The sequence below is a fragment of the Candidatus Avelusimicrobium stercoris genome, from assembly GCF_002437085.1.
Classification (GTDB): Bacteria; Elusimicrobiota; Elusimicrobia; order Elusimicrobiales; family Elusimicrobiaceae; genus Avelusimicrobium; species Avelusimicrobium stercoris.
The window spans coordinates 22,914-29,397 of the sequence record NZ_DJOA01000004.1 but is presented as its reverse complement, the minus strand read 5'-3'; the positions used below and the strand labels follow the sequence as shown (position 1 = coordinate 29,397).

Annotated in this window: 7 protein-coding genes; 4 read left to right on the top strand and 3 right to left on the bottom strand. The window is 49.7% G+C overall.

Going from position 1 to position 6,484, the window contains the following annotated elements:
* Positions 1–433 precede the first annotated feature (433 nt).
* Positions 434–1,546, bottom strand: a complete 1,113-nt coding sequence (dnaJ, locus tag B2118_RS00270) for a molecular chaperone DnaJ (protein WP_428052282.1) — start codon at positions 1,544–1,546, stop codon at positions 434–436.
* Positions 1,547–1,740: 194 nt separating this feature from the next.
* Here dnaJ and rplU point away from each other — a divergent pair, with 194 nt between their 5' ends.
* From rplU to obgE, 4 genes are all read left to right on the top strand, one after another.
* Positions 1,741–2,052: a 50S ribosomal protein L21 gene (rplU, locus tag B2118_RS00265; protein ID WP_177746445.1), complete on the top strand. Its 312-nt coding sequence runs from the start codon at positions 1,741–1,743 to the stop codon at positions 2,050–2,052.
* A gap of 16 nt (positions 2,053–2,068) precedes the next feature.
* The gene (rpmA, locus tag B2118_RS00260) at positions 2,069–2,452 is read left to right on the top strand and encodes a 50S ribosomal protein L27 (protein ID WP_428052280.1); all 384 of its coding nucleotides are present in this window, start codon (positions 2,069–2,071) and stop codon (positions 2,450–2,452) included.
* Between the two features lie 101 nt (positions 2,453–2,553).
* Entirely contained in the window at positions 2,554–2,697 is a 144-nt protein-coding gene (locus B2118_RS00255; RefSeq protein ID WP_177746441.1) for a hypothetical protein, read from the top strand.
* Between the two features lie 46 nt (positions 2,698–2,743).
* Entirely contained in the window at positions 2,744–4,135 is a 1,392-nt protein-coding gene (gene obgE / locus B2118_RS00250; RefSeq protein WP_428052278.1) for a GTPase ObgE, read from the top strand.
* Between the two features lie 101 nt (positions 4,136–4,236).
* Here the strand turns inward: obgE and B2118_RS00245 are convergent, their stop codons facing one another.
* On the bottom strand, positions 4,237–5,274 hold the full coding sequence (locus tag B2118_RS00245) for a trypsin-like serine protease (protein WP_428052276.1): 1,038 nt from the start codon (positions 5,272–5,274) through the stop codon (positions 4,237–4,239).
* Positions 5,271–6,467: a hypothetical protein gene (locus tag B2118_RS00240; RefSeq protein ID WP_428052274.1), complete on the bottom strand. Its 1,197-nt coding sequence runs from the start codon at positions 6,465–6,467 to the stop codon at positions 5,271–5,273. The genes B2118_RS00245 and B2118_RS00240 overlap by 4 nt, the downstream gene beginning before the upstream one ends.
* Positions 6,468–6,484: the final 17 nt, after the last annotated feature.

The following is a 6,484-nucleotide window of genomic DNA, read 5'->3' as shown; positions in this document are numbered from 1 at the left end:
TGCGGGCCCTGGAATGACAATAAAGTATTCATAAATCCTTTCATTATTTTCTCCTTGTTCTGCCTTTGGAGAAAATGCCCATAAAAAACGGCTGTTACTACCGGGCTAGTTAGGATAACCCAAATAATAACAGCCGTGGCCTTCTGCCATATAAAAATATGGCAGAAAGCACTCGGCACAGCGCACGCGAGGGATCGGCTCGCGCACGTTGTGCCTAAAACGACTGTTTTTGGATCCTAACTATGCCGCTTGTATCCAAGCAGCGCACCGTATTCCACATACGGTTCCAAAAACAGAATTAAATTGTAACGGGCTTTTAAACCCGCTTTGCAACAAAATTATTATAACAACTTTGGGCCCTTTTGTCCGTTGTTATCACAAAAAAGCGGCCTGCCTATTTTCGGCGGACCGCTTCTTTTGTTTTTATAATACCTTACGAAAATAACTCTTTGAGGAAACTCTTTTTGCCACCCGTTTCCTTGGCGAGTTCTTCCAACAGTTCCTTTTGGCGGGCCGTCGGCTTTTTGATTACCTCAATTTTTACATTGACAAGCAAATCCCCAAAGCCCTTTTTACCCAAGCGCGGCATCCCGTTGCCCTGTACTTTAATCACAGAGCCGAACTGCGTGCCCTTGGGAATTGTAACCTCAATTTCCTTGCCCTCAATCGTCGGTACTTTAATGCTTCCGCCCAATACTGCCTGCGGATAAGTAATCGGCGCATCAATCAGCAAGTCATCGCCCGCACGTTTAAAGATTTTATGCTCTTTCACGTGGACTTCTACATACAAATCGCCAAATCCGCCGCCGTTGGTGCCGATATCGCCCCCATTGGACACGCGCAATGTTACACCCGTGCGCACACCGGAAGGAATTTTAACCGTAATATGTTCCTTTACGCGTTTGGTGCCGCTACCTTTGCAGGCGGCACACGGCTTTTCAACCACCGTACCTTTGCCGCCACAATCGGGGCACACTTGGCGCATACTGAAAAATCCCTGCGAATACGTTACCGTACCCGTACCGTTACAGGAGCGGCAAGTTTTGCGCGCAGAACCCGGGGCCGCACCGGAACCGTCGCACTCGGCGCAGTTATCCAGGCGGGTATAATCCACGGGAACTTCTTTGCCTGCAAAGGCTTCCTCCAACGTCAGGGTAACGTCTAATTTTAAATCTTCCCCCCGTTGTGCACGCGGAGCCCCGCGGCGTCCGCCGCCAAAAGCCCCGCCAAACATATCGCCGAAAACAGAGCCGAAGATATCGTTAATATCCCCAAAGCCCCCGGCATTAAATCCGCCAAAACCGCCCGCGCCCGATACGCCCTCGTGGCCGTATTGGTCATACATTTGCTTTTTTTGCGGGTCGGACAAGACGGAAAACGCTTCGTTTACTTTTTTAAATTGTTCCTCGGCTTCTTTATTGCCCGGGTTTCTGTCCGGGTGGTACTTCATCGCCTGGCGCCGGAACGCAGACTTAATTTCTACCTCGGTGGCGGTACGCTCAATACCGAGGATTTGATAATAATCTTCTTTCATTTTAGTAGGCATAGTCCTTAAATCTCTTTTTTATATTTTATTAAATTTGCACTCTGCCTGCACGTCTGCCGAAAATAACGCCTCCGCCATAAGCGCCAAATTTATGTTATAATATATATACAAATTAAGGGAGAACGCCCTTTTGGCCCCGCGCCGCAAGGCAAAGGGGACGGGAGAGGTGTCTCTTTATTTGGTATAATAAACTTATGTACGCAATTATTGAAACTGGTGGAAAACAGTACTGGGTTAAGCCCGGTCAAAATCTGCAGGTTGAAAAACTGGACGCGGAAGTAGGCGCCAATGTGGACTTGAAAGTCCTCTGGGCCGCTAACGAAGAAGGTACCTCGGCAGATGCCAAAGCCGGTAACACGGCCAAGGTCACCGCTCAAGTGGTCAAACATTTGAGAGGTCCGAAAATCCTCGTTTTCAAAAAGAGACCGAAAAAAGGTTACGAAAGAACCATCGGCCACAGACAGGATTTAACGCAAATCAAAATTACGGATATCCAGTTAGCATAACTTGGGAGACTAAACTATGGCACATACAAAAGCACAAGGTTCTTCCTCCAACGGAAGAGACAGCCACGGCCAGCGTTTAGGTATTAAACGCTACGGCTCCCAGTTTGTAAACGCTGGGGAAATCATCGTCCGCCAACGCGGTACCAAATTCTTGCCCGGTACCAACGTTTCTAGAAGCAGCGATGACAGCCTTTTTGCCCGCGTCGCCGGCATTGTTACTTTTGAATGGGTAACGAGAGGCAAAAAGCAAATTTCCGTGTACCCGAAAGTTGCGGAAACCAAAGAAGCCAAAGAGCCCGCTAAAAAACCGGCTGTAAAAGCCGCCAAAAAGCCCGCCGCCAAGAAACCGGCTGCGAAAAAGGCTCCCGCCAAGGCCAAAAAAGCCGACGCGGCCAAATAAGCGCTTCACAGTTTAAAAAGCGGCAGGATAACTCCTGCCGCTTTTTTTGTAGTACATTTAAGCGGGGGGCAAAAATATCCCCCGTATGATACAATAAAGATATGAAGAAGGACGAACTGCACGTTTCGCAAGACGAGTGGGTTTACACCTGCACCAAGTCGCCTGCGCGGGCCAAGGTAAAAAGGGCACGCACCAAGGCGAAACGCCGTTTGTCCAAAAAACTGCTGGCCCAAACCGAATATTAATTTGGTTTCCGGCCAAAACCGATTTAAGTGTAGAAAGGACGAATTTATGCAATCCGGAAGTTTTTTAGACCGTGTTAAAATTTACCTCACCGCCGGCAAAGGCGGGGACGGCTGCTTATCTTTCCGCCGCGAAAAATTCATTGAGTTCGGCGGCCCGAACGGCGGTTGCGGCGGCAAAGGGGGCGACATTATTTTGCAGGCCGACCCCAACTTAACCACGCTTCTGGAACTGGCGTATAACCCGCATATTGAAGCCCAAAACGGCGAAAAGGGCGGCACGTACAACAAAACGGGCCGAGCCGGAGAAGATAAAATCGTCCGCGTGCCGTGCGGCACGATTGTTAAAAAAGACGGCCAAGTGCTTGTGGATTTGACCGAAGCCGGGCAGCAATTTACCGTCGCCAAAGGCGGTATGGGCGGCCGCGGAAACCAATCCTTTAAAACCCGCAACAACACCGCCCCGCACATTGCCGAAAACGGCCAGCCGGGCGAAGAAGTTACGCTGTTTTTGGAACTCAAAGTTTTGGCGGATTTGGGATTAGTCGGATTCCCCAATGCAGGCAAAAGCACCTTTTTAAGCCGCATTTCCGCCGCGCGCCCGCGCATTGCGGATTATCCGTTTACCACCTTAAATCCCAACTTGGGCATTACCTTGCACAAAGGGCTCAGTTTTGCCACCGCCGATATCCCGGGTATTATTGAGGGCGCCAGCGAGGGCAAAGGGTTGGGAACGCAATTTTTAAAGCATATTGAGCGCACCCGCGTACTGCTCCACTTGGTGGACCCGACGGGCTTTAACGGGATGAACGCGGAAAAATCGGTAAAAGTAATTGAAAACGAACTGAAAACCTTTGATAAAAACCTGTTTTCCAAACCGCGCATTATCGTGGTGAACAAAATGGATTTGCCCGAAGCGCAAAAAGCATACGAAACGATTAAAAAGAAATTTAAAAAGCACAAAGTAATGCTGATGTCCGCCGCAACGGGTGAGGGCGTAAACAAGGTGTTGGACGAAGTGGTCAAAATCTTGGCCGCTACGCCCGTGGAAGCCCCGGTAGAGGTGAAAAAAGCCGCGGCCACGCACCGGGTGGAGCCGATTTTCGCCATTTCCCGCGACGAAGAGGACGTCATCCACATTACGGGCAAAAAGGTGGAAGAGTTTATCGCTATGACAAACTTCAACCAACCAGAAGCCATTGCGCGTTTGCGTGGAATCTTCAAAAAAATCGGTCTGGAAAAAGCGCTCCTTAAATACGGGGTGCAGGACGGAGATTCCCTAGTAGTGGGCGGACGGGAATTTGAGTGGAACGGCGACTTTGACAACGAAGCCCCGACCACGCCTGAGCACGTCGGCTACAAACGCCGCACCACCAAGCAGGAACGCTTGGACAAGCGTAACGCCCGCCGAAAGGCCAAGCGCGAAGCCAAGAATAATTAGTTTTAAAAGCCCCCGTTTAAAACGGGGGTTTTTATTAGGCAGAAAAACTTTTTCCAAAGGTTGCTGCGTTAGCGTGCAACACTACAAGGAGTGTCGCTTAATTAATCGCTACCTAGCGCATTGAGTGGCGGCCTGCTAATGCTTGTGTTTTGTTTGTTAATATAATTGACGGAATCTATCACAGAAGCATAATTGCGCCGGGATTTACGCACAAAGGACGGATAGGCGTCCTTCCAACTTAATTTATAATAATCGCTCCCCATTGACTGTTCCATAAAAGCGGCTACATCGGCATTAAATACAGGGAACATAAATAACTCTTCCGTAGCAGGCACCTTTTTGCCATTTTTTGTTTTCGCCCAGTAAGAGGAGGTCATATTGCCGGACACAATACCGATTAATTCCCCGGTATTGGTCATTACGCCCGAGCCACTCATCCCTTTGCGGATGCCAAAGTTCTTGGTGTAAGCAAACCCCAACGCTTTTACATAATGCACGGCATAAGGGTCGGGCGCTATTTTGCGCACACCGTCAAAAATAGAAATAACGGAAATTTTGCGATCAATAATGGCATTAAAATTATCAAATAATACCAAAGGCGGCAGTTCGGGGCTTTTGATATGAGCAAACTGGCTTTTTGCTTTGCGGTTTTGCTCCAAATAGGCGGAAAATTGCGCCTCTGTTATCGCACGGTTATACGGCTGTTTTTTGGTAGCGTGGCGATAATAAGTAAGGGGAGCACGGTCTAGGTCCAAACGGATAAGGGCAAAATCATTTTTGACAAACACCTTAGACGAATACCCCGGGTGAATAAACACCGCAGGCTTTTTAGCCGTGTGCGAGACTTTTGCCAAAGCGGATACGGGGCGCTCCAATAAGTCCATTTGAATAGTGCAACCGTTCTGGCAGGTTTGCGCCACACAATGCGCCGCCGTGGCGAACCACCGCCGCCCAATGCGCGTAGCCTGGCACTTGGCTTGCTGTCCGCCGCCAGCCGGTTTGATAAAATACTCAAAGGTATGGTAAAAATCTTCCTTTGTCGTGTGTTTGTCCTCGTCGGTAACCGTCAGCACGCTTACCTGCGTCCAAACTGCGCTTGCGCAACAGAACAAAAAGAGAAATACAAGTAACCGCTTCATTTTGCTTCCTGTTTGGCCGGCTCCGGCAATTTGATACGCACATCAAACCCGGCCAAGTTCCGCAACTCTTTGGACGGCCACGAGAGGTATTTTACTGTATTTAAAGCGGGCAAGGCCTCGTCCACCAGGTCGCACGTCATTATTTGCCCTTCGTCCAATACATACGGGAAAACCATACCGATAAAGGTTTCCTCCCGCGGGAAACGGCGGGCAAGCGAAGAGAGTTTGGAATAATCCAAATGGTCCGCCCCAGCATAAACAATAAACAGGGCATCCGGCTCTTCTTGGCGGTATTCGGCTATGGCCTTGGCCCAATCCACATTGCGCACACGCATCCCCTCGGGTGTACTCCACATATTTACCTCCTCTTCCGGGGTTACGCCGGGGACCTCCATTTGCGGCGGAGTATGATAAAAAACATAACTGCTTTCCAGCCCTTTAATGCGGATGCCCACGCGGGTGGCGGTTTTAAACAAAGCTTCGTATTCCGGGTTGGCTTTGCTCATCCACTCGCGCGCGGAAAGCATATTCTTTTTACCCCGCGGCAAAAACTCCGTTGCCAACACCATTTTGCGGTTGGGATATTTGGCCCGCAGGGCTTCCAAAAAGGTGCCTATGCCCGGCTGTAACCAAATGTAGTCGTGGATTTCGCCCAACATTACCTGTTTGATTTCTGGCCCAATTTGGGCCGCCATTTGCGCAAAGGGATTTGCGATAGGTTCGGATACCTTTTGCGTTAAAAAATCGTTTTCCCGGGCTTTTAAGGCCTTAAACAAGGCCGTGCGTTGTTTCCACAGCGTGGCGATAGCGCGGTTATTGGCCGCCAAGAAATAATTACGCTGGGCTTCGGGCGATAAACGCTTAAAAAACGGGAGTTCCACATACGGCCCCAACGGGTCGCGTTTCCACGGCCAACCACTGACGGAAACAGCAGGCATTTCATCCGGCAAAAGCAAGGGCTGCGACAGCGACAATTTTTCCAGGGCTTGGCGCGTACGTAACTCCCGTTGGACGAGTAGTTTTTCCAAATTGGGAAACGAAAAAGTCCGGTTGGGCACTTTGGGGCGCGCCGCTTTGGCTATTTTGGTAAGCGCACCGGGCCCCTTGCGGACAGGTTTTCCTTGGGCAAACAAGGTTTGAGACGCCAAACAAATCGTAAAAATACAAAGAGTACGGAGTACAAGAGGTTTCATAAGGTTCTCCCACGTAC